The organism is Marinobacter sp. bablab_jr003 (assembly GCF_016464245.1).
GTDB lineage: Bacteria > Pseudomonadota > Gammaproteobacteria > Pseudomonadales > Oleiphilaceae > Marinobacter > Marinobacter vinifirmus.
In genome coordinates this window covers 128374-153153 of sequence record NZ_JADARC010000134.1, presented here as the reverse complement: position 1 = coordinate 153153, position 24780 = coordinate 128374, and the positions used below count along the sequence as shown (strand labels likewise).

Sequence of the window (24780 nt, the reverse complement as noted above, 5' to 3'; positions counted from 1 at the left end):
AAATCATGGCTCGGAGATTTTCGATGATCAGAAGCTTTGGCTCTGTTGTATTTCTTGCAGCTGCCCTGCTTGTTTCAGGCGTGGCAAATGCCCAGTCCTGGCAGGAGGGCAAACATTACCGCACGCTGGATAACCCGGTTCGTACCGCCTCAGACAGCGGTGTCGAGGTGGCCGAGGTGTTCTGGTATGGCTGTCCCCACTGTTACAACTTCAAGCCCCTGGCGGAAGCCTGGGAAGAGAAGGCGCCGGAGTATGTAAACTACGTTCGCCTGCCGGCGGCCCTGGGGCAAAGCTGGGAGCCCCATGCCTACGCTTTCTACGCCCTTGAAGCCATGGGTGAACTCGATAAGGTGCACGACGCCCTGTTCAATGCGCTGGCCGGAGAGCGTCGCCCGCTGAATTCTGCAGAGGCGCTGGCGGATTTCGTGGCTGACTACGGGGTGGACGCCCAGGAATTTGTCGACACCTACAACAGCTTCGGCGTACGTGCCCGGGTGCAACAGGCGCAGTCCAAGATCCGGGGTGCACGCATCACCGGAACACCGACTATGCTGGTAAATGGCAAGTATGTGGTCAGTGCCTCCATGGCTGGCAGCCACGAGAATGTTCTTCAGGTAGTCGAATACCTGGCCGAGCAGGAGCGGGCAGGAGCCGAGTAATACGGTGGCCGCGTGCCAGTGCTGAAGCTGGCCGTTTTCTGGAGCAGTCCGGGGATTTGCGCGCATGTATAAACGGATCCGCAATCAGCTGAACGGGATTCTGAAATCGCAAGAAAACCCCCGGGGTGCCTGCTCGGGCAGCGAGCATGTGCCCGAGTTTGAGGCCCACCGCCATATCCGTTTGCTCACCTTTAATATCCAGGTGGGCATCAATACCTCGTCATATCACCACTACCTCACCCGCAGTTGGCAACACTTCCTGCCTAACCGCCGGCGCATCGAGAACCTTGATCGAATCGCAACCCTGCTCAGCCAGTACGATGTGGTGGCCTTGCAGGAGTGCGATGGTGGCAGTCTTCGCAGCGGTTATATAAACCAGGTGCAATACCTGGCCGAGGCGGCAGGCATTCCGTACTGGTATCAGCAGCTGAACCGTAATCTGGGGCAGATTGCCCAGCACAGTAACGGCCTGTTGAGCCGGTTCCGGCCGCTGGACGTGACCGAGCACAAGTTGCCGGGAGTGATTCCGGGCCGGGGAGCCATTATTGCCCGTTACGGGGCAGAGGATGATCCCCTGGTGCTGGTGCTGATGCACCTGTCCCTGAGTAAGTCGGCTCAGCAGCGCCAGCTGGGGTATATCCGGGAGCTGATTGCCGACTACCGGCATGTGGTGCTGATGGGGGATATGAATGCCCATGCAGAACAGCTGCTGACCAGGACCCCCCTGAAAGAAACCGACCTGATTCCGTTGCCGGATACCGCCCACAGCTTTCCCAGCTGGCGGCCGGAAAAGGCGCTGGATCATATCCTGGTGAGCCCGTCGCTGGAGATTCGCCGTTCCGAAGTGGTGAGCTATCCGGTGTCGGACCACCTGCCCATCGCCATGGACGTCGCCCTGCCCAAGGGATACCTGCAAACCTTCTGATCCTGGTCCAGCTTCAGGCACAAAAAAACCCGGCCATGGCCGGGTTTTTCGTGGAGGCAGGATCAATTACTTGATCTTGGCTTCCTTATACGCAACGTGCTTGCGGACAACCGGATCGTACTTTTTGATCTCGATTTTTTCCGGGGTGTTACGCTTGTTCTTTTTGGTCGTGTAGAAGTGACCAGTACCTGCTGATGAAACCAGCTTGATTTTCTCGCGCATGATGCGGCTCCTTAAACTTTCTCGCCGCGGGCACGAAGATCGGCCAGCACAGCGTCAATGCCTTTTTTGTCGATGATGCGCATGCCCTTGGTGGATACGCGCAGCTTCACGAAACGCTTCTCGGACTCAACCCAGAAACGGTGGTTCTGCAGATTCGGCAGAAAACGACGACGAGTGTGGTTCATCGCGTGGGATACATTGTTACCGGTAACCGGACGCTTACCGGTAACCTGACAAACTCTGGACATACTTGCCTCCGACCTGAGCAATGGTCTATCTATACGAATTCGTTATTTAATGCGTCTCTGGTTGCTCCGGAGCCATAACTGCTACCGGTTCGCGCCTCTAAACTGAACGCTGCTCGCCAGACGCCGCCAGAAAGGGACGCTTTTATACCAGAACTGGCCAGCCAACGCAAAAAATTGTTGGGAAATTGTCCAGTTTTCCGGTGGCGACCCCGCAGCGGTTACATCAACCCTCGTTCAGCCAGCGATATTACCTCACCGTGGCCAATAACCATATGGTCAAGAACCCTGATATCCACCAATCCCAGCGCTTCCTTCAATCTGCGGGTCAGGGAAATGTCGGCCTGGCTGGGCTCGGCCACGCCACTGGGGTGGTTGTGGGCGAAAATGACGGCTGCGGCGTTGTCTTCCAGGGCCTGGCGCACCACTTCCCTCGGATACACGGCTGCGCCGTCGATGGTGCCCCGGAACAGCTCCCGGTACTGGATGACCCGGTGGCGGTTGTCCAAGAACAGTCCGGCGAATACTTCGTGGGGATAGGTGCCCAGCCGGCTGGTGAGAAAGCGCCGGGTGTCTGCCGGTGAGCGCAGCGGATCCCCCTGGCGCAGGGGTTCGTCCATGACCCGCCGGGCCATTTCCATGGCGGCCTGCACCTGGGCGTACTTGGCGGTACCCAGGCCTTTCACTTGCAGAAACTGCCGGCGGGAGGCGGTCATCAGCCCCCGCAGGCCGGAGAATTCGTCAATCAGGTGTCGTGCCAGCGCCATCACTGGCATGCCGGTCGTGCCGGTGCGCAGAAAAATGGCCAGTAATTCAGCGTCAGACAGGGATTGGGCGCCATGGGCGAGCAGGCGTTCTCTGGGCCGCTCGTCGGTGGGCCAGCTGGAATCGGTCATCCGGGCTTCCTTGCTTTGGTTTGATACGGGCGATGCGTCCTGCATCGGGTTCTCAGAATTACAAAGGTTACCTGAAAAGGTAACATTTGGTAAACGAACGGGGTGGCCGCGCAGGCTGCCTGCCGGCCCGTGGCGTGCTATCTTATAACCCTTTCATTTTACGGGATTACGGAGCCCCCATGGCTGCCAAGCGAATTCTGCTGGGAATCACCGGTGGCATTGCCGCCTACAAGAGTGCCGAACTGGTCCGGTTGTTGAAAAAAGCCGGGCTGGAAGTGCGGGTTGTGATGACCCGTGGTGCCGAAGCGTTCATAACACCACTGACTTTCCAGGCGCTCAGCGGCGAGCCGGTTCGTACGTCCCTGCTGGACCCGGAGGCGGAAGCCGGCATGGGGCATATCGAGCTGGCCAAGTGGGCCGACCAGGTGGTGGTCGCGCCGGCGTCTGCCGATTTCCTGGCCCGGCTGGCCCAGGGTATGGCAGACGACTTGCTGACCACGGTGTGCTGTGCTACCGAGGCGCCGATCGCGGTTGCGCCGGCCATGAACCAGGCCATGTGGAAAAATTTCCGCACCCAACGCAACGTGCAGCTGCTCTCAGAAGATCCACAGATTACCCTGTGGGGGCCAGATCAGGGCGAGCAGGCCTGTGGCGATACCGGCCCGGGCCGGATGCTGGAGCCGGAAGCCCTGGCCCGGCTGGTTATGGCGCCGCCCGAACCCCCGGCTACGGGAGTGCTTGCCGGTCGCCGGCTGGTGATCACTGCGGGGCCAACCCGGGAGCCCATTGACCCGGTGCGCTACATCTCCAATCACAGCTCCGGCAAGATGGGCTACGCCATTGCCCGTGCCGCAGCGGCGGCCGGTGCCCGGGTGGTGCTGGTTAGTGGCCCGGTAAACCTGCCGGCCCCGGAGGGCGTGGAAGTGCGCCCGGTAGTGACGGCAGGGGATATGCTGCGGGCGTCCGAGCAAGCGGTCACCGAAGGTTGCGATGTTTTTATCGCCACCGCCGCCGTGGCGGACTACCGGCCGGAAAACTGCGCCGGCGACAAGATCAAGAAAACCAGCGAAGCCATGAGCCTGGCGCTGGTGCGCAATCCGGATACCCTGGCCACTATCGCGGCCAGGCCTGATGCGCCCTTTACCGTGGGCTTTGCGGCGGAAACCACAGACGTCGCCCGCTACGCTACCGACAAAATGCAGCGCAAGAAACTGAACATGATTGTGGCCAATGATGTCTCTGCGCCGGGGCTGGGCTTTAACAGCGACCAGAACGCCGTTACGGTTTTCTGGCCGGAAGGGCAGGAGTCCATCGGCCCGGACAGCAAACAGGCCATCGCAGAGCGACTGGTTACGCTCATTGCCAGCCACAGTGACAGGATTGAAAACGCATGACCAAGAAGAATTTACAGGTCCGGATTCTGGACGACCGTATCGGAACCGGGATCCCGTTTCCCTCATACGCAACCGACGGTTCTGCCGGCCTCGACCTCAGGGCCTGTGTCCAGCAGCCGCTGACGGTGGCGCCCGGGGAAACCCACCTGATCCCCACCGGCCTGTCGATTTATATCGAAGACCCGGCGCTGGCGGCCATGATCCTGCCTCGCAGTGGCCTGGGCCACAAACACGGTATTGTGCTGGGTAACCTGGTGGGGCTGATCGATTCGGACTATCAGGGCGAGCTGATGGTGTCCTGCTGGAACCGGGGTCAGACCCCGTTCACCATTGAAGTGGGCGAGCGCATTGCCCAGCTGGTGCTGGTTCCGGTGGTTCAGGCGGAGTTTGAAGTGGTGTCGGAGTTCCATGCCAGCGAACGGGGTGCCGGCGGATTTGGCTCTACCGGGAGCCACTGACCACACCCTAAAGGCTGAGAGCCGTCAGCACGGCTGCCAGCTATACTTCGCAGAGCAAGGCAGCACCGGGACTCAAAAATAACTGCGGGATGCACTATGAAATTCGGTAAAAAGAAGAGCAAAGAGTCCGCCCAGGACCAGACGCCGGAACAGAGCCCAGTAGAGCAAAGTAGCAAGTCACAGGAGCCGGTGGCCAAAAGGGGGCGTCGCCTGGGGTCGGTTGCGTTGCAGCAAGCACTGGCGGTGTTACTGGCCGGTGTAGTCGCTGTGCTCGCCGTGTATTTCCTGTCGGTGATGCCGGCTGCGGAAAAGCGCCATGAAGCATCGCGTCAGGTGGAAGCCGACAGCGCCCAGCAGCGCCTGAACCGGTATTTTACCGCCCAGCAGGAACAGGTTCAGGCCATCGCCAACCAGCCCCATGTACTCCGGGGTCTGGCTGGAGACATTAGTGCCGAGGTGTTGGCCGGTCAGCTCCAAAATGCCTTGCCCGGTGCCAGCGCGGTGTTTGTTTTCCTCCATGGTGATATCCCGCGGGCTGGCGATAACGGCTCCTTGCTGGGGTTTGCCGGTGCTGAGCTGGCCCGGCGGGCCGAAAAAGGTTTGCCGCTTCAGCCAGACGCCTTCCCCCGGGATGGTGTCTGGTATATCCAGTTTGCTGCGCCGGTCCGGAATCCGGTGAGCAATGCGGTCGTCGGAACCGTACTGGCTGTCTTTGATGCTGACATTCTGCAACCGATGCTGACGGTCTCCAATGGCCGGCTGGGCGGTCAGCTGGCCTTGGTCCAGACCATTTCCGGCAGTTCCGGCACCGTCGCCAGCGCCGGTAACGGAAACGGGCCCTCAGAAACCCGTACATTGACCAACCCGGAGTGGTCCGTGGTGTACCAGGCAGCCTCGGCGCCGGAACCGGTGGTCAGCCCCATGGCACTGGCACTGCTGATCGGTATTCCGGCCCTGCTGGCAGCGCTGCTGGTGTGGATGCTGCTGGCGGCAGCCCAGCGCAGTATCCGTGAAGATATGTCTGCGCTGATCCAGTGGGCCCATAAGGCCTTTGTCGGTGAACGGCTGCGCCTGCCGGCGTTGCATTGGGATACGGTGGCCTCAGCCGGCGAAGTGCTGCACCGGTTGTCGCTGGCGGTAGACAGCCGGGTAAACAAGGCCGGCGAGAATGGCAACGGCAAGCCCGCCCGGGCCAGTGCACTTGCCTCCGATAGCGCCGCTCCCATGTTCCAGGACGACATTCCCGATGTGGATATGATGGATGGCGATGAAGACGTCCTGGGCTTCGGCGATGCCCCGATGTTCGACGACGAACTGTTTGACGAGGACGAACCGGTTCTGGCTGAGACCTCGCAGGTGGATGTGCGGCCGGAAATTTTCCGGGCCTATGATATCCGCGGCATTGTTGGCGATAACCTGACCGAGGACGTTGTCGAGGTTATTGGCCGGGCCATCGGCTCTGAGGCGACCGACCGGGGCGTTACGTCTTTGTGTATCGGTTACGACGGCCGGCATTCCAGCCCGGGCCTGGCCGATGCGCTGGCACGGGGTGTGCTCTCCACCGGTTGTAACGTGATCGAGGTGGGCGCAGTGCCCACGCCGGTGCTGTACTTTGCCGCCCACCACCTGGAAACCGGCTCTGGTGTGATGGTGACCGGCAGCCACAATCCGGCCAACTACAACGGCCTGAAGATTATGCTGGGGGGCGAAACCCTGTCCGGCGATGCTATCCAGAAGCTGTATGACCGCATCCAGAATGCCGACTTCAGTGCCGGCCAGGGTGAGTTGTCCCGGGAAGACGTGCGCCGGGCCTACCTGGACCGGATCATCGGTGATATTGCCGTGGCCGCACCCCTCAAGGTGGTTGTGGATGCCGGCAATGGAATTGCCGGCGAGCTTGGCCCCATGTTGCTGGAAGAACTGGGTTGCGAAGTGACACCGCTGCATTGTGACGTTGACGGTGACTTCCCCAACCACCATCCGGATCCGGGCAAGCCCGAGAACCTGCAGGACCTGATCGCGAAGGTGCAGGAGACCGGCGCGGATATCGGCCTGGCCTTTGACGGCGATGGCGACCGGCTTGGCGTGGTGACCAACAGTGGCAAGATTATCTGGCCCGATCGCCTGCTGATGCTGTTCGCCCGGGATGTGGTGTCCCGCAATCCGGGTGCCGATGTGCTGTATGACGTCAAATGCAGCCGTCGCCTGGCTGGGGTGATTTCCGAAGCCGGTGGCCGGCCCATTATGTGGAAGAGCGGCCACTCCCTGATGAAAGCCAAGATGCAGGAAACCGGTGCCTTGCTGGCGGGCGAACTGAGCGGGCACATCTTCTTTGCCGAGCGCTGGTACGGCTTTGATGACGGCCTGTATACCGCCGCCCGGTTGCTGGAAATCCTGGGGATTGAAGATCGCCACAGCGATGAGGTGTTCGAGGACTTCCCGGAAGACATCAGCACCCCTGAGCTGAATGTACAGGTTACCGAGAGCGACAAGTTTGCCATTATCGAACGCCTGGAGCAGCAGGCTGATTTCGGCGACGGCAACGTCAGTACCATTGACGGCCTGCGGGTAGACTACACCGATGGCTGGGGCCTGTGCCGGGCATCCAACACCACGCCGGTGCTGGTGCTGAGGTTCGAGGCCGAAAACGAAGACGCCCTGGAGCGGATCAAGTCCGTGTTCCGGGAACAGTTACAGAAAGCGGCACCGGACTTGGTGGCCGATTTCTGATTCAAACCATTCTCTGACAGTAAGGATTAACACATCACCATGGCGCTGGATCGTCAAACAGCAATGCAGGTGGCCTCGGTACTGAGCCGGGGCCTGCCCTATATCCAACGGTTTACCGGCAAAACGGTTGTGATCAAATACGGCGGCAACGCCATGGAAAACGAAGACCTGAAGAGCAGCTTCGCCCGCGACGTGGTGTTGATGAAGCTGGTTGGTATCAATCCCATCGTGGTGCACGGTGGTGGCCCCCAGATCGGTGAACTGCTGGAGCGGCTGAACATCCAGTCCCGCTTTGTGAACGGCATGCGGGTGACCGACTCCGAGACCATGGACGTGGTAGAGATGGTGCTCGGCGGCCAGGTCAACAAGGAAATCGTTTCCCTGATCAACGCCCAGGGCGGCACCGCCGTGGGGCTGACCGGTAAAGACGCCAACCTGATCCGCGCCCGCAAGCTGGAAGTGGTGGATCGTTCTCCGGAGCTGGAACGCCCGGAAATCATTGATATCGGCCATGTCGGCGAAGTGGCCAGCGTGAATGTGGATGTGATCGACATGCTCACCCGCAGCAACGTGATTCCGGTGATTGCGCCCATCGGTGTCGGCCCGGACGGTGCTTCCTACAACATCAACGCAGACCTGGTGGCCGGCAAGGTGGCCGAGGCCATGAAGGCGGAGAAGCTGATCCTGCTGACCAACGTCTCCGGCCTGAAGAGCAAGGACGACAAGGTGCTGACCGGCCTGACTGCGCAGCAGGTCAACGACCTGATCGAAGACGGCACCATCCACGGCGGCATGCTGCCGAAAATCCGTTGCGCCCTGAGTGCGGTGGAAAACGGCGTGCGTACCTCCCACATCATTGATGGCCGGGTGGCCCATGCCTGTCTGCTGGAAATCTTTACCGACGAAGGTGTCGGTACCCTGATTTCCCGTAACTGAAGCCGATAACCGGGAGTAACCGTGGCATGAAGCGCCTGCTGTCCTTTCTGATCATTCTGGCCCTGGTGGTGTTTGTCGGCTTCAAGGCCGGTGCCTGGTGGCTGGCGGATCAGCGGCTGGCGGAGGCGCGCACGGCACTCTCGGAGATCGGTGTATTGCAGCGAGGCAACATCAGCTCGGCACTGGATGGCCGGTTACTGCTGAAACAAGCGGGCTGGCAGGACTTCCGGCTGACCCAGCCACTGGAGCTGGGCCTGGTGGAGCTGGACACCGGCTCACCGGTGAGCCTGCTGACGGCACTGATGTACCCGGAGCCGCTGCCATCTGACTGGCAGCTGAAGGTAGAGCAGGCCAGCATGGTTCTGGAACCGGTGATGTTCCGCAACTGGGTAACCGCCGGCGCTGAAGCCGAGGATGCACCGGCACCGCTGGTTGTGCTGTCCTGTGCGCCGGATCCGCGCCAGCAGTTGGGCAGCGGCGACCTGACCCGCATGGGTATCGACGCCATCCGCGGTGACCTGTTGCTGATTCAGGACAGCGAAGGCCTGCACGCGGAACTGAATACGGTGGATACCGGCAGCCTGGAAGTGCACTGGCCCGGTGCTCGCTTACAACTGCTGGATTCGGAGCTGACCCTGGCCGGTGCACAGGATAATGCCAGCGTTACCTTGCGGGATGGTGGCCTGATGCGCCGTTTGTCAGCCTACTGTGGCCGGGAAACCGGGCTCACGGTGAACGAATGGGCAGGCAAGGCGGCAACTGCACTGGATGCCGGGCTTCGGGCCCGGGGATACCAGGCCAGTGCCCAACTCGTTGCACTGTATCGTCAGTGGCTGACTGAAGGCGGCGAGCTGGTAGTCCCGGTTGCGGCCACCACCGGTACACCGGATATCCCGGTTCGCACCGAAGACAACCCGGAGGCCACCTGGCCGGTGACCTACAATGGCGCCACGGTTCCGGATGTCTACCTGACCACCATTGAAGTGGTTGAGCCGCCTCTGCCGGCTGAAGCCATGGAGCCGGTGGCTGTCCAGGAAGAGCCGGGCAAGCAGGGGTGGTATGAAGAAGATTCCGAAAACGCTGCGGGCTGGATCGGCCGGCAGGTTCGTATAACTCTGTCGAACGGTAAGCAGGTGGAAGGCCGGCTCGACATTGTCCGGGAAAGGGAAATGGACATCACCCGTTCGGTGGGCGGCGGCGAAGTATCCTATCCGATACTGATTCGCGCCATCAGCCAATTCGAAGTCTGGCGGCGCGGCCGGGCAGACTGACGCCAACAAGCCGGGAGGCGAGGATGGTGCACACAGACAGTAAAGCCAGCGTGCCGGGCATCCGGGAGATGCTGGCCCGATTGATTTCCCAGCCATCGATCAGCAGTGCGTCGCCGGACTGGGACCACAGCAACGAGGCGGTGGTTCGCACCCTGGCGGAATGGCTGGAAGCGCTGGGCTTTGCCATCGAGATCCTGGATGTGCCGGGCATGCCCGGAAAATATAACCTGGTGGCTACCCTGGGCAGCGGCCCCGGCGGCCTGGTGCTGTCCGGCCACACAGATACCGTGCCCTTTGACGACAAACGCTGGCACAGCGATCCCTTCACCCTGACCGAAAAAGACGATCGCTGGTATGGCCTGGGTACCTGCGATATGAAAGGGTTTTTCCCGCTCGCCATCGAGGCGGCGAAAGCCTTTATCGACCAGCCCCTGAAGCAGCCCCTGATTATCCTTGCCACCGCTGACGAAGAAAGCTCCATGAACGGGGCCCGGGCGTTGGCCGAGGCGGGCAAGCCCAGGGCCCGCTATGCCGTGATTGGCGAGCCCACCAGCCTGCGCCCGGTGCGTATGCACAAAGGCATCATGATGGAGCGGTTGACCTTCGAGGGGCAGTCCGGCCATTCCTCGAACCCGGATTTAGGCCGCAATGCCCTGGAGGGTATGCACGAGGCCATGACCGAACTGCTGGCCCTGCGCGGCCAGTGGCAGGAGAAGTACCGGAACCCGGCGTTCAAGGTGCAGGTCCCTACCCTTAACCTTGGTTGTATCCACGGTGGCGACAACCCGAACCGTATCTGTGCCCGCTGCGAGCTGCACTTTGACCTGCGGCCATTACCGGGCATGGACATGGATAACCTGCGCCAGGCTATCCTGAACCGCATCCAGCCGCTGGCGGAGCGGCGCCAGCTGACCCTCAGTTTCGAGCCGTTGTTCGATGGTGTGCCACCGTTCGAGACGCCGGCCGATGCGGCACTGGTGCAGGCCTGCGAAAAGCTCACCGGGCACACCGCCCATGCTGTCGCCTTCGCCACCGAAGCGCCCTGGCTGCAGAAGCTGGGCCTGGAAACCCTGGTGATGGGCCCCGGCTCCATTGACCAGGCGCACCAACCAGACGAGTACCTGGAACTGTCGCAATTACAGCCCACGGTGGATATTCTGCGGGGACTGATCAGGCAGTTCTGTATCGGATGAACAGGGAGACCGGTTTGAAATCAAACGAATGGCTGCACGGGTTCCGGCATTCATCACCGTACATCAACGCCCATCGCGGGCGCACGGTGGTGCTGACCATGCCCGGCGATGCCATAGAACACCGCAATTTTATTAATATCATCCACGACATCGCCCTGCTCAGCAGCCTGGGTGTGCGACTGGTGGTGGCCTTTGGTGGTCGCCCGCAGATCCAGTCGCGGCTGGATGATGCCGGCCTGGAATCCACCTTCTCCCGCGGGCTCCGGGTTACGCCCGATGACCATCTGCCGCTGGTGATGGAAGCCATTGGCGGCTTACGCGCCTACGTTGAAAGCCAATTGTCCATGGGGCTGGTGAACTCGCCCATGCACAACGCGCGGATCCGTGTCAGCAGTGGCAACTATCTGACCGCCAAGCCGGTCGGGGTATTGGATGGCATCGATTTCGGCTACACCGGCCGGGTGCGCCGGGTTGATAGCCGGGGTATCGAGCAGTTGCTGGAGCTCGGCCACATTGTACTGCTGCCGCCCATGGGCTATTCGCCCACCGGCGATGCCTTCAACCTGTCCTACGAGGATGTTGGCAGCCAGGTGGCCGCTGCGCTGCAGGCGGAAAAGCTGATTGTCTTTATTGATGATGAAGGCCTGCTGGATGAGGACGGCTCGCTGATCCGTGAGTTGTCTGCGCGCCAGGCTTCCGAGCGGCTGAACGACAATACCGTGACCGGCCACGATGCCGCGCTGCTGAAAGCTGCTTGTGATGCCTGTGTTAAAGGGGTGCGCCGGGCCCACATTATCAGCTACGCCGAAGACGGCGCCTTGCTGGAAGAACTGTTCACCCGGGACGGCTCCGGCACCCTGGTGAGCGGTGACAACTACGAGCAGATTCGCCAGGCCCGGGTGGAAGACATCGGCGGGATACTAGAGCTGATCCAGCCACTGGAAGAGCAGGGCGTACTGGTGCGCCGCTCCCGGGAAATGCTGGAAACCGAAATCGACCGGTTTGTGGTGGCAGAACGGGACGGCACCATTGTGGGTTGCGCCGCTTTGTATAACTACCCGGATGAAGGCGCAGGCGAGCTTTCATGCTTCGCCGTTGACCCGTCCTATCGACGGGCAGGCCGGGGTGACGACATCCTGGCCATGGTGGAAAAATTGGCCCGCAGCCAGGGCATCCGCAAACTGTTTGTGCTCACCACCCAGACCGAACACTGGTTCCGGGAGCGGGGCTTCGAGCCGACGGCCGTGCAGAACCTGCCGGGGCCCAAGCTGGCGGCCTACAACACCCAGCGCAACTCAAAGGTGTTCGTCAAACCGATGTGACAACTCCGCCAGCCGGGCCCTGCGTTTCGGTTCCGGCTGGCCGGACAGCTGTTCCACCTGCCGGTAGAATTCCCCGAAGTTGTAGTCCAGCTCCCGCAACAGTTGCCGGAACGCCGGCACATGCTGATTGTACTGCCGGAACAGCGCCAGGTTGGCGTTGTTCAGCTGCACCGGCGGGGCCCCGAAAGGGCCGGGCTCCGGGTAGTCATCGGCCAGCCGGGCGTAGGCTTGCGCCAGTTGCTCCAGGTGTCCTGCCTTGTGTTCACGCAGTTGTTCGGGTGTCAGCCTGTCCTGCCGGTTGTACAGCTGCTCCAGCTCTGCCGTAGTTGCCTCAACCAGGGCCAGGGTTTGGTTTCGGTGTTCCTGCCGCAGCAAGGCCAGGTCAAAATCTTCCGCACTGTTCTGCTGCTCCAGCCACAGGCGCAGCCCTTCCAGTTCCACGGCGGTCGCGAAGCTCTCGTTGAAGGCGGTATCTTCGGCCATGTAGACCACCTGGTGGGCCAGTTCGTGGAACATCAGCGCTACCATTCGGTCATCCGACAGGCGGGTAAAGCCGGTGTGCAGCGGGTCATCAAACCAGCCCAGTGTTGAGTAGGCCGTCACCCCGCCAATAAAGGTGTCGTAGCCCTGCTGGCGGAACCGGGCCTCTTCCTTGCGTGCCTGTTCGAGTTTGAAGTAGCCTCGGTAAGCCTGGCAGCCGAGCACCGGATAGCACCAGCGGTGGGGCTCCAGGGAGAACTCGGGCACCGCCACCAGGTTGACCACCACCCAGGGCCTGTCCAGTTCCACGAACTCGGTAAACGCATCGCCTGCGGGCAGGTCGAGCCGGTTGCGGGCGAAGCGGCGGGCAGCTTCGGCAAGCTCCAGTTTCTGCCGCAATTCCGGCGGTGTATCCGGCTGCTTTTGCAGTCGCTCTACCGGCTCGCCCCGCATCATCAGCGACAGGTGGCCGCCGATGGCCTGGCTGTAGTAGCCGAAAGTCGAACACCCGGATACACCAGCCAGAAGTAGTAAAAGAAGATTGATCTGAATAAGCTGTTTCATGACATGGAATGTTATGATGAAACACGCGCAAGGTCACTGAGCAGATGCATTGCCAGCCATCGCCGTCGAACCGGTAACCGACCAGGATGTCCATGGAACCCAAAGAACGTCGCAGCAGTACCCGACAGCCCATCAAACTCGCAGCCCAGCTTGATATCGGGACCGGTAATCCGTTGCCGTGCCAGATTGCCGATTTCTGTGCCGAGGGCATGTACATTCGTTATTCTGCCGAAACCTCCGGCAAGATCGAACGGGCGTTCTCGGGTGATGCGCCGCAAGAGCTGGTGGTGCGTTTTCGCGGGCTGGAAGGTAACCGCCGTTACGAGCTGCATGTGACACCCACCCGCCGTACCGAAGGGGCCATGGGCGTCAATTTTACCCGGTCGGCCCCCGAGGCGGTCAACGCCATGCTCAAACTGTGCGGCGCCAGCCGGGAACAGGATCGTTCTTCCCTCAAGGCGCCTTCTGACCGGGTCCAGTTTGTCCTGCACCAGGCCGCCCGGGCAATTACCCACTATATCGAACCCCTGATGGATGCCTGCATCGTTCAGATGGCCGAGGAACTGCAGGCTGCTGCCAAGAAGGCCTCCCATGACCAGCAGGCCAACGAATACCTGGAAGCGGCCGGGCAGATCCACAGCCGCCAGCGGGTTATCTGGCACCAGATGGCGGCCAGCCTGCAGTCCCCCCTGAAGCCCGAACCCAAGGGCGCCCCCGGCGCGGCGCTGTCGGTGGTCGACAAGAACGAATTTGAGGAATGGCTGGCGGTACGGGTGATGGTGACCCGGGCCGACACCCGCTATCGCGGTGACTTGCTGCAGCTGAAGCTGCGCCTGGATCACCTGCAGGTGGCCAACCGTACCGGCCACCATAATCCGCTGGGGCCGGCCCTGGTCAGCGAGGCGTTCCATAACGCCCTGGGGCAGCTCAACCTGTCCCGGGATGTGGAAAAAATTTGCCTGAAGGTTTTCGAGCTGACGGTGCTGAAGGAACTCGGGCCCATGTACCGGGAACTGAACAACATACTGATTCGCCATGGTGTGTTGCCGGATCTCGACCTGTCCCGCTACCTCAGTGAACAGCCCGATCCCCGGCCAACCAGGACGCCGCCGGAGCCAAAGCCGGCCGAAGAGCCGAAACCGGCTGTGGATGATCAGCAAAGTACTGCGGACCAGAACAGCGACCCCGCTAACCGGCCAACCGGTGACTTCCGTGGTTATTCCCAGTCGGCCCGGACGGCGTTCGCCACGGTTCGCAACCTGTTGAGTACCCTCCAGGCCAGTCGGGCGGCCGCCGGGGAGCCGGCAACCGGGATGTCCCCCGCCGATGCCCGGCCGCTGTCGCCGGGTGAGCTGTACCGTGACCTGCAGGAACTGCAGCTGCAGGTTGTCGGCGACGAAAACGATACCGCATCCCTGAAAGAGCGGGTGCTGGGCAAGGTCCGTGAAAATGGCGAAGACGCCGGCCTGAACGAGGAACAGCAGGAAACCCTCGATGTAGTCGACCGCTTTTTCCAGAGTGTGTTATCCAGCCCGAAACTCAGTGAACACGCCCAGGCCATCATGCGCCGGCTGGAAGTGCCGGTACTGAAGGTGGTGATGCGTGATCCTGCGTTTTTCGAGGACCACGGCAGCCCGGTTCGGGAAGTGATGAACCGGTTGGCCGAGCTGGGTATCCGGGGCGGCCGGGTTAACCCGGTTGTGCAGCGCCGGGTTGATGAGCTGGTGCACCGTATCGCCACCGAGTTCGAGCAGGACCCGGCGATGTTCGAACAAACGCTCGCTGAGCTGGACGGGCTGATCGAACGCCAGAACCAGATTTATCGCCGCAATGTTGAGCGGGTGACGGCGGCGGCAGAGGGTGCCCAGAAAGTATCCGAGTCCCGGGCGGCGGTCACTGAAGCGGTCAACCGCAAGATTGCCGGCTGCCGGGTGCCCAGGGCACTGATGACCCTGCTGGAAGGCGGCTGGCGTGACCTGCTGTCGCTGACCTGGATCCGCCAGGGCCCGGACAGCCAGGCGTGGGCCGATTACCTGGCGGTGATCGACTCGCTGCAGGCCTTCGGTGAAGACCCGCAGATGGAGATCAACCTGCCGGAATTGCTGCGGCTGATCCAGGATGGCCTGGCGTCTATTTCCGGTAACCATATGCCCTCGTCCCGGATTCGGGAAGAACTCAAACGGTTCCTGGTGCGGTCGCCGGAGCAGCCGCCTGAAATGGTGGATGTGCCCGAGGCCGAGCCGGAGCAGGATGCGTCAGCACAGGACCAGGATGGCCTGAGCGAACTGGAGCGGCGCAACCTCCAGCGCTGGATTACCCGCGCCCAGCAGTTGCAGGGCGGGCAATGGCTGAAGGACCTGAGCCAGCCGGAACAGCCCCAGCATATCAGGCTGGTGTGGGTGGCCCGGGGCTTCGGCCGCTTTGTCTTTGTGAACCATCAGGGCATGAGAGTGGTGGAGCTGGGCCTGGAAGACCTGGCTCGCCAGATGCGCCGTGGCGTGATTGTGCCGGATGCCGAGTATGATCGGCCGCTGGTGGATGAAAGTATCGACCGCATGGTCAAGGATGTTTACGACCAGCTGTCCTGGGCATCCAGCCATGACCAGTTGACCGGCCTGCTGAACCGCCGGGAATTCGAACGTATGCTCGACCAGCAACTGGCGGGGCGGGAAGAAAACCTGGCCTTGCTGTACCTGGATCTTCGGGGTTTCCGGCTATTGAACGACACGGCCGGCTACCAGGCCGGTGATGAAGTGCTGAAGCGCCTGGCGGACATCCTGTGCCGTCAGGCCGAGGGTGGCCGGCCGGTAGCGCGCCTGGCGGGTAACGAATTTGCCATGCTGGTGCCGGCGGACAAGGGCAACAGCATTGCCAAGGCGCTGATCAGCGCCATCGAAACCGATGTGTTCGAATTCGGCGGCAACCAGTATGCGTTGTCGGCGAACGTGGGGCTGGTGCCGGACCTGCCGGTGCTGGTCAATGGCGAGCGCTGGTTGCGGGCCTCCGAGCAGGCGCTGGCCGCCGCCCGCAAGAAAGGCGAGGGCACCATTGCCGAGTATGCGCCGGACAAGGCCGACCAGGACCGCCAGGAACAGATTGCCGCCCGGCTGGCGAACCTGCGGGACCCGGGCGACGAGCGCATGTTGCTGCGCTGCCAGAAGATTATCCCGCTGCATGGCAAAGCCAGGATGCCGTCCCAGTACGAAGTGCTGATCAGCATGTACGACGACAGCGGGCAGCTGATTACCGGGCGGGACTTCATCCGCATGGCCGAACGCTATGACCGGATGCAGGTGGTGGACCGCTGGGTGGTGGGCCACATGCTGGACTGGTTGCGGGAAGAAGCCCCGGACCCCGGCGCGGTAGGTGGAATCTGTATCAACCTGTCCGGTCACTCCCTGAATGACCAGTCGCTGCTGGAATTTATCTACGAAAAGCTCAGCAAGCAGGATGCGCCCATTGAACGGCTCTGGTTCGAACTGACAGAAGCTTCGGCCATCAATGACCTGCAGGCGGTGGCCGACTTCATGGCGGAAATGAAGGAGCTGGGTTGCCGGTTCTGCCTGGGTGACTTCGGTAGTGGCCCCAGCTCGTTCCAGTTCATGCGTTCGCTGCCGGTGGACCTGATCAAGATCGACAGCGCCTTCACCAGCCAGCTGGTGGCCAGCGAGACTGACCAGACCATGGTGAAGTCCATGGTCGACATGGCCCACTACATGGAGCGGGAGGTGATTGCCTCGCAGGTGGAGTCCCGGGACGTGCTGGACCTGTTGCGACAGCTGGGTGTGGACTATGCTCAGGGCTTTGTGATCGAGAAGCCGCGGCTGCTCGACAGCCTGACCTGATCCGGGAGCCTTGCCGTTTATGTCCAAACGCCATCCTGTCATAGCCGTTACCGGGTCCTCCGGAGCGGGCACCAGTACAACCGGCCAGATCTTCAGCCGGTTGTTTGCCAGTGAAGACATCAGCGCGGCGATGGTCAGCGGCGACAGCTTTCACCGATATACCCGCGAGCAGATGGCCCGGCTTGCAGCCAAGGGGCAGTTCGGCGAGCGCAACCACTTTGCCCTGGCGGCCAACCACATCGACCGCCTGGAAGCCTTGCTGTACGACTACAGCCATACCGGCAACGGCCGTTATCGCCACTATGTCCATGATGAAGACCGGGAGCTGATTGCTGCCGGTTTCAAGCCCGGAACCTTCACCCCCTGGCAGTCATTGCCGGCGGATACCGATTTACTGTTCTACGAAGGTTTGCATGGCGGGGTGGTCAGCGAAAACTACAACATTGCCCAGTATGTGGACCTGTTGATTGGCGTGGTGCCCATCGTTAACCTGGAATGGATCCAGAAGATTCACCGGGATACCAACCAGCGGGGTTACAGCCCGGATGCGGTGGTCAAAACCATCATCAACCGTATGGACGACTATGTGCACGACATCGTGCCGCAATTCTCCCATACCCACATCAACTTCCAGCGCATCCCGCTGGTGGATACTTCCAACCCGTTTATTGCCAGGGATGTGCCCACCGAAGATGAAAGCATGGTGGTGATCCACTTCCGGGAAGCCGCCGATGTCGACTTTGCCTGGCTGTTGCAGGTGATTCCCCACAGCACTCTGTCCCGCCACGATACCCTGGTGATTCCCGGTACCAAGATGCCCCTGGCCATGGACCTGATCGTCCGGCCCATGGTGCAGAAGCTGATGGCCGGCAAGGCCTTCGCCTGAAGCTCAAGCGGTCAGATGGCCGCTCTGGTAATCCTTCAGGGTCTGTTCGATTTCTTCCCGGGTGTTCATCACAAACGGGCCGTATTGCACGATCGGCTCGCCGATCGGTTTGCCGGCTATCAGTAGCAAACGGGCCGGCTGTGTGCCGCCCTCCAGCATCAGCTCGTCACCGTCATCCAGTACACTGGCTGCCGATGGCTGCAGCCGGGTGCGCTTGCCCCCCGTGATCAGTTCGGCATCGCCTTCGTACAGGTACAGCATGGCGTTGTGGCTGGCCGGTACCGGCAATGACAGCTGGCTGCCGGGCTCCAGGTGAATGTCGGCGTAGATGGCATCGGTACTGCCGCCGGTGACCGCACCGGATACCTGGCCACCACTGAGGGTTATCTCGCCGGCAATCAGCTTGACGGTGGCGCCGCCCTGACTGAAGGCCGGAATGTCTTCGGGCTGGATATCCCGGTAGCCGGCCGGTTTCATTTTTTCCGCCGCCGGCAGGTTCAGCCACAGCTGGAAACCGCGCATCAGGCCGGATTCCTGCTGCGGCATTTCCGAGTGCACAATGCCCCGGCCGGCGGTCATCCACTGTACGCCGCCGTTGCGCAGGTTGCCCCGGTTACCCAGGTGGTCTTCGTGCAACATGTGGCCTTCGATCATGTAGGTGACCGTCTCGAAACCCCTGTGCGGGTGGGCGGGAAAGCCGGCAATGTAATCCTGGGGCTGGTCAGAGCCGAACTCGTCGAGCATCAGGAAGGGATCCATGCGGATGCTCTGGCGCTGGCCCAGGGAGCGTTTGATTTTTACCCCGGCACCATCGGAGGTCTCCAGTGCGGGGATAATCTGTTTCAGGGCGCGATGCGTCATGGTGTCGTCCTCTCGGTTAGCAATGGTTCCATTAAACCGGGGCGTCGGGCAGGATGAAAACGCAGAATTCTGGCGGGAGGGATCAAAAAAACTGAAGGAGCGGCCGGCGGCCCGCCCGGGCCACCGGCAGGGCCGGATTACTCCACGTTTCGGGAGTAGAAAATCTCCAGCATTTCGCGGCGCAGGCGGTCTTCGATGGACTGGGCTTCGGCCGGGTCCAGTTCGCTGGCATTCACGCCGAATACATAGTTATCCAGGTTGAAGTCCTTCAGCATCATCTTGGTGTGGAACAGGTTTTCCTGGTACACGTTCACGTCGATCATCTGATAGGCGTTCTGGGTGTCTTCGGTCAGGTAGTTCTGGATCGAGTTGATGTCGTGGTCGATGTAGTGCTTGGTGCCGTCTACATCTCGGGTGAAACCCCGCACCCGGTAGTCCACGGTCACGACATCGGAATCGAAGCTGTGGATCAGGTAGTTCAGTACCTTCAGCGGTGAAATCAGGCCGCAGGTGGATACGTCGATATCCGCCCGGAAGGTGCTTACGCCGTCGTGGGGATGGCTTTCCGGGTAGGTGTGAACGGTTACGTGGCTCTTGTCCAGGTGCGCAACAATGGTGTCTGGCAGCGGGCCCGGGGATTCCTCGTTATTGGCTTCACTGTCGGTCACTTCATGCTCGGCAATCAGCATGGTGACAGACGCGCCATGGGGCTCGTAGTCCTGGCGGGCAATGTTGAGGATGTTGGCGCCGATGATCTTGACCACGTCTGAAAGGATCTGGGTCAGGCGCTCGGCGTTGTACATCTCGTCGATGTAATCAATATAGGCTTCACGCTGTTCTTCGGTCTGCGCGTAACAGATATCGTAGATATTGAAGCTCAGGGACTTGGTCAGGTTGTTGAAACCGTGTAGCTGGAGTTTGGTTTCCATAATAGTTGATCACCTTTTGCGCAGACCTTTAAGAAAGTTGCGTATTATGCATACCGTATGTGTCATTGGATAGTCGTTGCAATGACTTTTTCCAGCCGGTTATTCCGCCTCGTGGATCTCGTAACTGTGGCTGATTTCCACGCCTGCCTTACCCAGCATGATTGATGCCGAACAGTACTTTTCTGCCGACAGGCTAACTGCCCGTTCTACCTGCTTTTCTTTCAGGTTGTGGCCGGTTACCACAAAGTGCAGGTGAATCCTGGTGAACACGGAAGGCACGGCATCGGCCCGCTCGGCCTCGAGCTCGGCGTGGCAGGCGGTGACGTCCTGGCGGCTCTTTTTCAGGATACTCATGACATCAAACGACGAGCAGCCACCCACGCCCATCAGCAGCATTTCCATGGGGCGGGGGCCCAGGTCCTGGCCTCCGTGGTCGGGTGGTCCGTCCAGTTGTACGGTGTGGCCAGTGCCACTGGTGGCTTTGAAGCTGGCATTGCCGGTCCAGTCAACGGTAGCTTTCATCGGTGTCTCCATCGGCTATTCGGGTATGGCGGGGAATGCTAGCACAGTTGCCCGCAACCGGCCTTCTTGTTATAAGTTGCCGGGCACATCAGTAAAAACCCTAACCTGCAGGGAAAAGCGGGGATATAAAAAGATAAGCACTGCCAGACTCTGAGGAGGCACGTCTCGCATTATGGCTACTATCGTCAAGCCGGTTGAGCAGAAGACCAAACATCTCGATTATTTTCTTTCCCAATGCCATCGCCGGCGCTATCCCGCCAAAAGCACCATCATCTATGCAGGCGACAAAAGTGACTCCCTGTTCTACATCGTCAAAGGTTCGGTGACCGTTATCATTGAAGACGACGATGGCCGGGAGATGATCATGGCCTACCTGAACGCCGGGGACTTTTTCGGCGAAATGGGTCTGTTCGATAACATGGATTCCCGCAGTGCCTGGGTCAAGGCCAAGACCGAGTGTGAAGTGGCGGAAATCAGCTACACCAAGTTCCGGGAAATCGCCCAGCAGGATCCGCGGGTGCTGTATTTCATCGGTGAGCAGATGGCAACGCGCCTGCGCCAGACCACTCGCAAAGTGGGTGACCTGGCCTTCCTGGACGTAACCGGTCGGGTGGCCCGTACCCTGCTGGACCTGTGCAAGGAGCCGGATGCCATGACCCACCCGGACGGCATGCAGATCAAGATCACCCGCCAGGAAATCGGCCGCATTGTCGGCTGTTCCCGGGAAATGGTGGGCCGGGTACTGAAAACCCTGGAAGATCAGGGCCTGGTGCGGGTGAAAGGCAAGACCATGGTGGTGTTCGGCACCCGGTAAGGTCAGTCCATCAGGGCGACGGATTTAATCTGCATCCAAACCTGCTGGCCCTGCTCCAGTTGCAGCTGGTGCAGGGAGCGGGTGGTCAGGCGGGCCAGGAAAGCGGTTGGCCCGGCTTCCAGGCGTACCAGGCTGGTGCCGGGGGTTACCTCGGGATCAATCTGGTCGATACAGGCCGGTAACAGGTTCTGGATGCTCTGGTCCGGATTTTCCTCCAGGGCAAGGCTGATATCCCGGGCCAGCACCTGTACCCGCACAGTCATTCCCTCACTCAGGTGATCATGGTGGCGCAGCCAGAGTTCGCCGCCATCGAATGCCAGCCGGCACAGGTGCCAGCGGGTATCCACCTCGATAATCTTGCCTTTCAGAATAACCCCTGCATTTTCTTCCAGCCGGAACGGGTGATCGGTGCGGGCCAGGGTTTCCTGCAGCGGGCCCTGGGCAATTACCCGGCCCTGATCCATCATCACGATATGATCTGCCAGCCGGGCCACCTCGGAGGTGGAGTGGGATACGTAGAGCACCGGCAGCTCCAGGCTGTCCCGCAGCCGTTCCAGGTACGGCAGGATGTCCTGTTTGCTCTGCTGGTCCAGGGCCGTCAGGGGCTCGTCCATCAGCAGCAGTCGGGGGCTGGTGAGCAGGGCCCGGCCGATGGCCACCCGCTGGCGCTCCCCGCCGGATAACCCGGCCGGCATCCGCTCCAGCAGGGGCGACAGGCCGAGCCACTGGTGCACCTGTTCAGGTTCTATTTTCCGGTGGGCTTTGGGCACCCGCCGGTATCCGTACAGCAGGTTTTTACGCACCGACAGGTGGGGAAACAGGTTGGTTTCCTGGAACACATAGGCCAGGGGCCGGTGGTGCACGGGCCGGCTGAGCTTTCCGGCCTGCCAGGGTTCGCCCAGCACGCTCAGGTGACCCTCGGCAGGCTGCAGGCCGGCGATGCAGCGTAGCAGGGTGGTCTTGCCACACCCGGAGTGGCCGAAGATCGCGGTTATCCCGGAGCCGGGCAGGGTCAGGTCTACATCCAGGGTGAAGTCCCCCAGCTGGCACCGGAGGCAGGCGTTGACGGTACCGGTCATTTCACCACTCCCGGCTGGTAGCGGCCATTCAGGGCGTACAGGCTGACCAGCACCACAAAGGAAAACGCCACCATGCCGGCAGACAGCCAGTGGGCCTGGGTGTACTCAAGGGCTTCCACATGGTCGAAGATGGCCACCGACAAGACCTTGGTTTCTCCCGGAATGTTGCCGCCAATCATCAGCACCACCCCGAATTCACCCACGGTGTGGGCGAAGGTCAGTACCGCGGCGGTCAGAAAGCCCGGTCGTGCCAGCGGAATCACAACCGAGAAAAAACGATCCCGGGGTGAAGCCCGCAAGGTGGCGGCGGTCTCCAGCAGGCTCTGGTTGATGGTCAGGAAAGCGGTTTGCAGGGGCTGGACGGTAAAGGGCAGGGAATAGATAACCGACGCCAGCACCAGCCCTTCGAAGGTAAAGGGCAGGAGGCCAAGCCCGAGGTTCTCCATCAGGCGGCCCAGGGCACCGTCCGGGCCCATAACGATCAGCAGGTAAAAACCCAGCACCGTGGGTGGCAGTACCAGTGGCAGTGCAACCACGGCCGAAACCGGCTGGCGCAGCCAGTGCCCGGTGCGGGCCAGCCACCAGGCGATAGGCGTACCAATCACCAGCAGCAGTGCGGTGGTGATGCCTGCCAGTTTCAGGGTCAGCCAGACGGCCTGCCATTCCGGGCTCATGAAGTCTCCGCCAGTTCAGTGGTTGGGCTGTTCAGGAATATCGTAGCCGTCTTCACGGATGATCGCCTGTGCCGGTTTGCTGGCGAGAAACAACATCCACGCCCGGGCCGCCGGATTATCCTCGCCGTGGCCCAGCAAAACAGCCTGTTGCCTGATGGGCGTGTGCAGATCATTCGGTACCAGCCACAGGGAGCCTTCCTCCTTCCATGCCCGCGTTTGGGCCAGTGCTACAAACCCTGAGACTGCATTGCCGGTGGCGACAAACTGGAAGGTCTGGGCAATGGAGTCGCCGCTGACCAGCGCGGGCCGGAGGGCTTGTGCGAGCCCGAGATTCTCCAGCACTTCCATGGCAGCGATGCCGTAAGGGGCGGTTTTCGGGTTGCCGATGGCCAGCCGCTCGGGTTGTCGGGCCAGCCAGGCCGTGCCATCGGTAAACAGATCGGGGGTTCTGCTCCAAAGCGCCAGCCTGCCCTCGGCATAGTCAAATCCTGTGCCGGCGACCGCCAGCCCCTGTTGTTCCAGTAACTGCGGTCGTTCCTGGTCAGCTGCTATAAAGGCATCAAACGGCGCGCGATGGCGGATCTGGGCATAGAGTTTGCCGGTAGAGCCGTAGCTGATGCGCAACTGGTGACCGGTCTGTTGTTCGAACAACGGCGCCAGCCGGTTCATGGTGCCGGTGAAGTTGGCGGCTACCGCCAGGGTGGCCGTTTCCGCGAGGGCTGCAGACTGGAAAATAAGCAGGGCAGTGCCGATCAGGCCGGCAAGGGCTCGGTGCAGGCGTTTTCCAGAACCGGAATACATTGCAGAAGGTGTTGCCATACGTCCTCGGCATTGAGTTCATTCAGCATCTCGTGGCGGCCTCCGTCAAACAGCCGGAAGGTCACCTTCTGGATGCCTGCCTCCCGGATCGCCCGGAAGTGCTGGCGGATACCCTTGCCCATCTCGCCCACCGGGTCATCGGTGCCGGCAAACAGGTGTACCGGAAGATCCTGCGGCCATTGTCCGGGATTGATGCCAAGCATACCAGTGATGAAATCATGCCACAGGCCGGCGCTGCACTCGAACCCGCACAGCGGGTCTGTCCGGTAGCGATCCACTTGTTGCGGGTCCCGGCTGAGCCAGTCGCAGTCGGTACGGTTAGGACGGAAGTGCCGGTTGAACTGGCCGAAGGTCATGGCGCTTATGAGCTTGCTGTGGTGCCGGCGGCCCCGCAGCAGACGGATCAGCCAGACCAGTGCGGCGGACGCCCGCAGCTGGGGTTTGTGAATGCGGTTGGTGGCACTGAGCACCAGAGTGTCGAGCTTGTCGCCGTGCTGCGCAGCATAGCTCTGGGCGATGAACGACCCCATGCTGTGGCCCAGCAGGGTGACCGGCCGCTGCGGGAACTGCCGGCGGATGTGATCCACCACCAGGCCGAGATCGTCCACCACTTTCTGCCAGCCCTGATGGTCTGCGTAGTGGCCCAGGTCTTCCGGACGGCAGTCGGGGCCATGGCCCCGGTGGTGATAGGTGACAACCGCCACGCCCTGATTGCCCAGCCACCGGGCCAGGCCGGCATAGCGGTTGCCGTGCTCGGCCATGCCGTGGCTGATCACTAAAGCCGCGCCGGGGGTGTCCGGGCAAAACAGGGTGCCGGTTATCCGGCGTCCGTCAGTGGCGGTCAGGTTCAGGGTGGTTTCGCTCATGCAGGGTGCCCGGTTGTTCGCTGTTGCTGGTGGTCGGGCGCTGCCACTCCGGTGGTCGCCACAAATGTCCGAGACGGGAGAGTAGACCGCCCGGGCGGCTCATGTCGCGGAACATGTCCACATATTCGTGGGTCCAGAGCACAATCAGGTTGGTGGAATGGATTTGCCGGGTGATGCCGTACTCCGGCGG

Annotated in this window: 23 protein-coding genes; 12 read left to right on the top strand and 11 right to left on the bottom strand. The window is 61.3% G+C overall.

Translation table 11 applies throughout. From position 1 onward, the window contains the following. The first annotated feature begins 23 nt into the window (after positions 1–23). Both H3Z84_RS16430 and H3Z84_RS16425 read left to right on the top strand, forming a co-directional pair. The gene (locus tag H3Z84_RS16430; protein WP_094624959.1) at positions 24–659 is read left to right on the top strand and encodes a thiol:disulfide interchange protein DsbA/DsbL; all 636 of its coding nucleotides are present in this window, start codon (positions 24–26) and stop codon (positions 657–659) included. Between the two features lie 64 nt (positions 660–723). Then, positions 724–1584, top strand: coding sequence for an endonuclease/exonuclease/phosphatase family protein (locus H3Z84_RS16425; RefSeq protein WP_199458235.1), 861 nt, complete (start codon positions 724–726; stop codon positions 1582–1584). 66 nt (positions 1585–1650) lie between these two features. Here the strand turns inward: H3Z84_RS16425 and rpmG are convergent, their stop codons facing one another. The 3 genes from rpmG to radC form a co-directional block, all read right to left on the bottom strand. Continuing rightward, positions 1651–1806, bottom strand: coding sequence for a 50S ribosomal protein L33 (gene rpmG, locus H3Z84_RS16420; protein ID WP_008173465.1), 156 nt, complete (start codon positions 1804–1806; stop codon positions 1651–1653). A gap of 11 nt (positions 1807–1817) precedes the next feature. Further along, positions 1818–2054 (bottom strand): 50S ribosomal protein L28, encoded by a 237-nt coding sequence (gene rpmB / locus H3Z84_RS16415; RefSeq protein WP_011786975.1) that lies wholly within the window; start codon positions 2052–2054, stop codon positions 1818–1820. 218 nt (positions 2055–2272) lie between these two features. Beyond that, on the bottom strand, positions 2273–2947 hold the full coding sequence (gene radC, locus H3Z84_RS16410) for a RadC family protein (RefSeq protein WP_011786974.1): 675 nt from the start codon (positions 2945–2947) through the stop codon (positions 2273–2275). A gap of 179 nt (positions 2948–3126) precedes the next feature. Between radC and coaBC the strand changes: the two genes are divergently transcribed. From coaBC to argA, 7 genes are all read left to right on the top strand, one after another. Beyond that, positions 3127–4341 carry a bifunctional phosphopantothenoylcysteine decarboxylase/phosphopantothenate--cysteine ligase CoaBC gene (gene coaBC / locus H3Z84_RS16405; RefSeq protein WP_199458234.1) on the top strand — a complete coding sequence of 405 codons (1215 nt, stop codon included), beginning with the start codon at positions 3127–3129 and terminating at the stop codon, positions 4339–4341. Beyond that, positions 4338–4799 carry a dUTP diphosphatase gene (dut, locus tag H3Z84_RS16400; protein WP_022988462.1) on the top strand — a complete coding sequence of 154 codons (462 nt, stop codon included), beginning with the start codon at positions 4338–4340 and terminating at the stop codon, positions 4797–4799. Before coaBC ends, dut begins: the two co-directional genes overlap by 4 nt. Positions 4800–4895: 96 nt before the next feature. Continuing rightward, on the top strand, positions 4896–7529 hold the full coding sequence (locus tag H3Z84_RS17305; protein WP_199458233.1) for a phosphomannomutase/phosphoglucomutase: 2634 nt from the start codon (positions 4896–4898) through the stop codon (positions 7527–7529). 39 nt (positions 7530–7568) lie between these two features. Continuing rightward, positions 7569–8465 carry an acetylglutamate kinase gene (gene argB, locus H3Z84_RS16390; protein WP_199458232.1) on the top strand — a complete coding sequence of 299 codons (897 nt, stop codon included), beginning with the start codon at positions 7569–7571 and terminating at the stop codon, positions 8463–8465. Between the two features lie 26 nt (positions 8466–8491). Next, a complete protein-coding gene (locus tag H3Z84_RS16385) occupies positions 8492–9736 on the top strand; it encodes an acetylornithine deacetylase (protein WP_199458231.1) in 1245 nt (414 codons plus the stop codon). 23 nt (positions 9737–9759) lie between these two features. Further along, the gene (gene argE / locus H3Z84_RS16380) at positions 9760–10929 is read left to right on the top strand and encodes an acetylornithine deacetylase (RefSeq protein ID WP_199458230.1); all 1170 of its coding nucleotides are present in this window, start codon (positions 9760–9762) and stop codon (positions 10927–10929) included. A gap of 14 nt (positions 10930–10943) precedes the next feature. Further along, positions 10944–12251 (top strand): amino-acid N-acetyltransferase, encoded by a 1308-nt coding sequence (argA, locus tag H3Z84_RS16375; protein WP_058342444.1) that lies wholly within the window; start codon positions 10944–10946, stop codon positions 12249–12251. Here the strand turns inward: argA and H3Z84_RS16370 are convergent. Then, positions 12225–13295: an aminopeptidase gene (locus tag H3Z84_RS16370; protein WP_199458229.1), complete on the bottom strand. Its 1071-nt coding sequence runs from the start codon at positions 13293–13295 to the stop codon at positions 12225–12227. The two genes, argA and H3Z84_RS16370, sit on opposite strands and share 27 nt — an antisense overlap. A gap of 92 nt (positions 13296–13387) precedes the next feature. Between H3Z84_RS16370 and H3Z84_RS16365 the strand changes: the two genes are divergently transcribed. Together H3Z84_RS16365 and H3Z84_RS16360 are read left to right on the top strand one after the other, a co-directional pair. Further along, positions 13388–17140 (top strand): DUF1631 family protein, encoded by a 3753-nt coding sequence (locus tag H3Z84_RS16365; protein WP_199458228.1) that lies wholly within the window; start codon positions 13388–13390, stop codon positions 17138–17140. Between the two features lie 19 nt (positions 17141–17159). Further along, positions 17160–18026, top strand: a complete 867-nt coding sequence (locus H3Z84_RS16360) for a phosphoribulokinase (RefSeq protein ID WP_199458227.1) — start codon at positions 17160–17162, stop codon at positions 18024–18026. Positions 18027–18029: 3 nt separating this feature from the next. On the opposite strand, the gene H3Z84_RS16355 is transcribed toward H3Z84_RS16360, so the two are convergent. From H3Z84_RS16355 to H3Z84_RS16345, 3 genes are all read right to left on the bottom strand, one after another. Next, positions 18030–18887: a pirin family protein gene (locus H3Z84_RS16355; protein WP_199458226.1), complete on the bottom strand. Its 858-nt coding sequence runs from the start codon at positions 18885–18887 to the stop codon at positions 18030–18032. Between the two features lie 137 nt (positions 18888–19024). Continuing rightward, complete coding sequence (speD, locus tag H3Z84_RS16350) at positions 19025–19816, bottom strand: adenosylmethionine decarboxylase (RefSeq protein WP_022988452.1); 792 nt, start codon at positions 19814–19816, stop codon at positions 19025–19027. Between the two features lie 99 nt (positions 19817–19915). Next, the gene (locus tag H3Z84_RS16345; RefSeq protein WP_022988451.1) at positions 19916–20338 is read right to left on the bottom strand and encodes an OsmC family protein; all 423 of its coding nucleotides are present in this window, start codon (positions 20336–20338) and stop codon (positions 19916–19918) included. Positions 20339–20510: 172 nt separating this feature from the next. Here H3Z84_RS16345 and crp point away from each other — a divergent pair, with 172 nt between their 5' ends. Continuing rightward, complete coding sequence (gene crp / locus H3Z84_RS16340; RefSeq protein ID WP_022988450.1) at positions 20511–21152, top strand: cAMP-activated global transcriptional regulator CRP; 642 nt, start codon at positions 20511–20513, stop codon at positions 21150–21152. A 2-nt stretch (positions 21153–21154) separates the two neighbouring features. On the opposite strand, the gene modC is transcribed toward crp, so the two are convergent. From modC to H3Z84_RS16320, 4 genes are read right to left on the bottom strand one after another with little or no spacing between them, the layout of a single operon-like run. Beyond that, entirely contained in the window at positions 21155–22231 is a 1077-nt protein-coding gene (gene modC, locus H3Z84_RS16335; protein ID WP_199458225.1) for a molybdenum ABC transporter ATP-binding protein, read from the bottom strand. Beyond that, entirely contained in the window at positions 22228–22905 is a 678-nt protein-coding gene (gene modB, locus H3Z84_RS16330) for a molybdate ABC transporter permease subunit (RefSeq protein ID WP_022988448.1), read from the bottom strand. Before modB ends, modC begins: the two co-directional genes overlap by 4 nt. Positions 22906–22920: 15 nt before the next feature. Further along, positions 22921–23724, bottom strand: coding sequence for a molybdate ABC transporter substrate-binding protein (modA, locus tag H3Z84_RS16325; protein WP_228285795.1), 804 nt, complete (start codon positions 23722–23724; stop codon positions 22921–22923). Next, positions 23658–24590 carry an alpha/beta hydrolase gene (locus H3Z84_RS16320; protein WP_199458224.1) on the bottom strand — a complete coding sequence of 311 codons (933 nt, stop codon included), beginning with the start codon at positions 24588–24590 and terminating at the stop codon, positions 23658–23660. The genes modA and H3Z84_RS16320 overlap by 67 nt, the downstream gene beginning before the upstream one ends. Between the last annotated feature and the right edge of the window lie 190 nt (positions 24591–24780).

Bases quoted from the DNA above. Each gene is read 5' to 3' on its own strand.
- H3Z84_RS16430 (WP_094624959.1), top strand. From the start codon at position 24: ATGATCAGAAGCTTTGGCTCTGTTGTATTTCTTGCAGCTGCCCTGCTT.
- H3Z84_RS16425 (WP_199458235.1), top strand. From the start codon at position 724: ATGTATAAACGGATCCGCAATCAGCTGAACGGGATTCTGAAATCGCAA.
- rpmG (WP_008173465.1), bottom strand. From the start codon at position 1,806: ATGCGCGAGAAAATCAAGCTGGTTTCATCAGCAGGTACTGGTCACTTC.
- rpmB (WP_011786975.1), bottom strand. From the start codon at position 2,054: ATGTCCAGAGTTTGTCAGGTTACCGGTAAGCGTCCGGTTACCGGTAAC.
- radC (WP_011786974.1), bottom strand. From the start codon at position 2,947: ATGACCGATTCCAGCTGGCCCACCGACGAGCGGCCCAGAGAACGCCTG.
- coaBC (WP_199458234.1), top strand. From the start codon at position 3,127: ATGGCTGCCAAGCGAATTCTGCTGGGAATCACCGGTGGCATTGCCGCC.
- dut (WP_022988462.1), top strand. From the start codon at position 4,338: ATGACCAAGAAGAATTTACAGGTCCGGATTCTGGACGACCGTATCGGA.
- H3Z84_RS17305 (WP_199458233.1), top strand. From the start codon at position 4,896: ATGAAATTCGGTAAAAAGAAGAGCAAAGAGTCCGCCCAGGACCAGACG.
- argB (WP_199458232.1), top strand. From the start codon at position 7,569: ATGGCGCTGGATCGTCAAACAGCAATGCAGGTGGCCTCGGTACTGAGC.
- H3Z84_RS16385 (WP_199458231.1), top strand. From the start codon at position 8,492: ATGAAGCGCCTGCTGTCCTTTCTGATCATTCTGGCCCTGGTGGTGTTT.
- argE (WP_199458230.1), top strand. From the start codon at position 9,760: ATGGTGCACACAGACAGTAAAGCCAGCGTGCCGGGCATCCGGGAGATG.
- H3Z84_RS16370 (WP_199458229.1), bottom strand. From the start codon at position 13,295: ATGAAACAGCTTATTCAGATCAATCTTCTTTTACTACTTCTGGCTGGT.
- H3Z84_RS16365 (WP_199458228.1), top strand. From the start codon at position 13,388: ATGGAACCCAAAGAACGTCGCAGCAGTACCCGACAGCCCATCAAACTC.
- H3Z84_RS16360 (WP_199458227.1), top strand. From the start codon at position 17,160: ATGTCCAAACGCCATCCTGTCATAGCCGTTACCGGGTCCTCCGGAGCG.
- H3Z84_RS16355 (WP_199458226.1), bottom strand. From the start codon at position 18,887: ATGACGCATCGCGCCCTGAAACAGATTATCCCCGCACTGGAGACCTCC.
- speD (WP_022988452.1), bottom strand. From the start codon at position 19,816: ATGGAAACCAAACTCCAGCTACACGGTTTCAACAACCTGACCAAGTCC.
- H3Z84_RS16345 (WP_022988451.1), bottom strand. From the start codon at position 20,338: ATGAAAGCTACCGTTGACTGGACCGGCAATGCCAGCTTCAAAGCCACC.
- crp (WP_022988450.1), top strand. From the start codon at position 20,511: ATGGCTACTATCGTCAAGCCGGTTGAGCAGAAGACCAAACATCTCGAT.
- modC (WP_199458225.1), bottom strand. From the start codon at position 22,231: ATGACCGGTACCGTCAACGCCTGCCTCCGGTGCCAGCTGGGGGACTTC.
- modB (WP_022988448.1), bottom strand. From the start codon at position 22,905: ATGAGCCCGGAATGGCAGGCCGTCTGGCTGACCCTGAAACTGGCAGGC.
- modA (WP_228285795.1), bottom strand. From the start codon at position 23,724: ATGGCAACACCTTCTGCAATGTATTCCGGTTCTGGAAAACGCCTGCAC.
- H3Z84_RS16320 (WP_199458224.1), bottom strand. From the start codon at position 24,590: ATGAGCGAAACCACCCTGAACCTGACCGCCACTGACGGACGCCGGATA.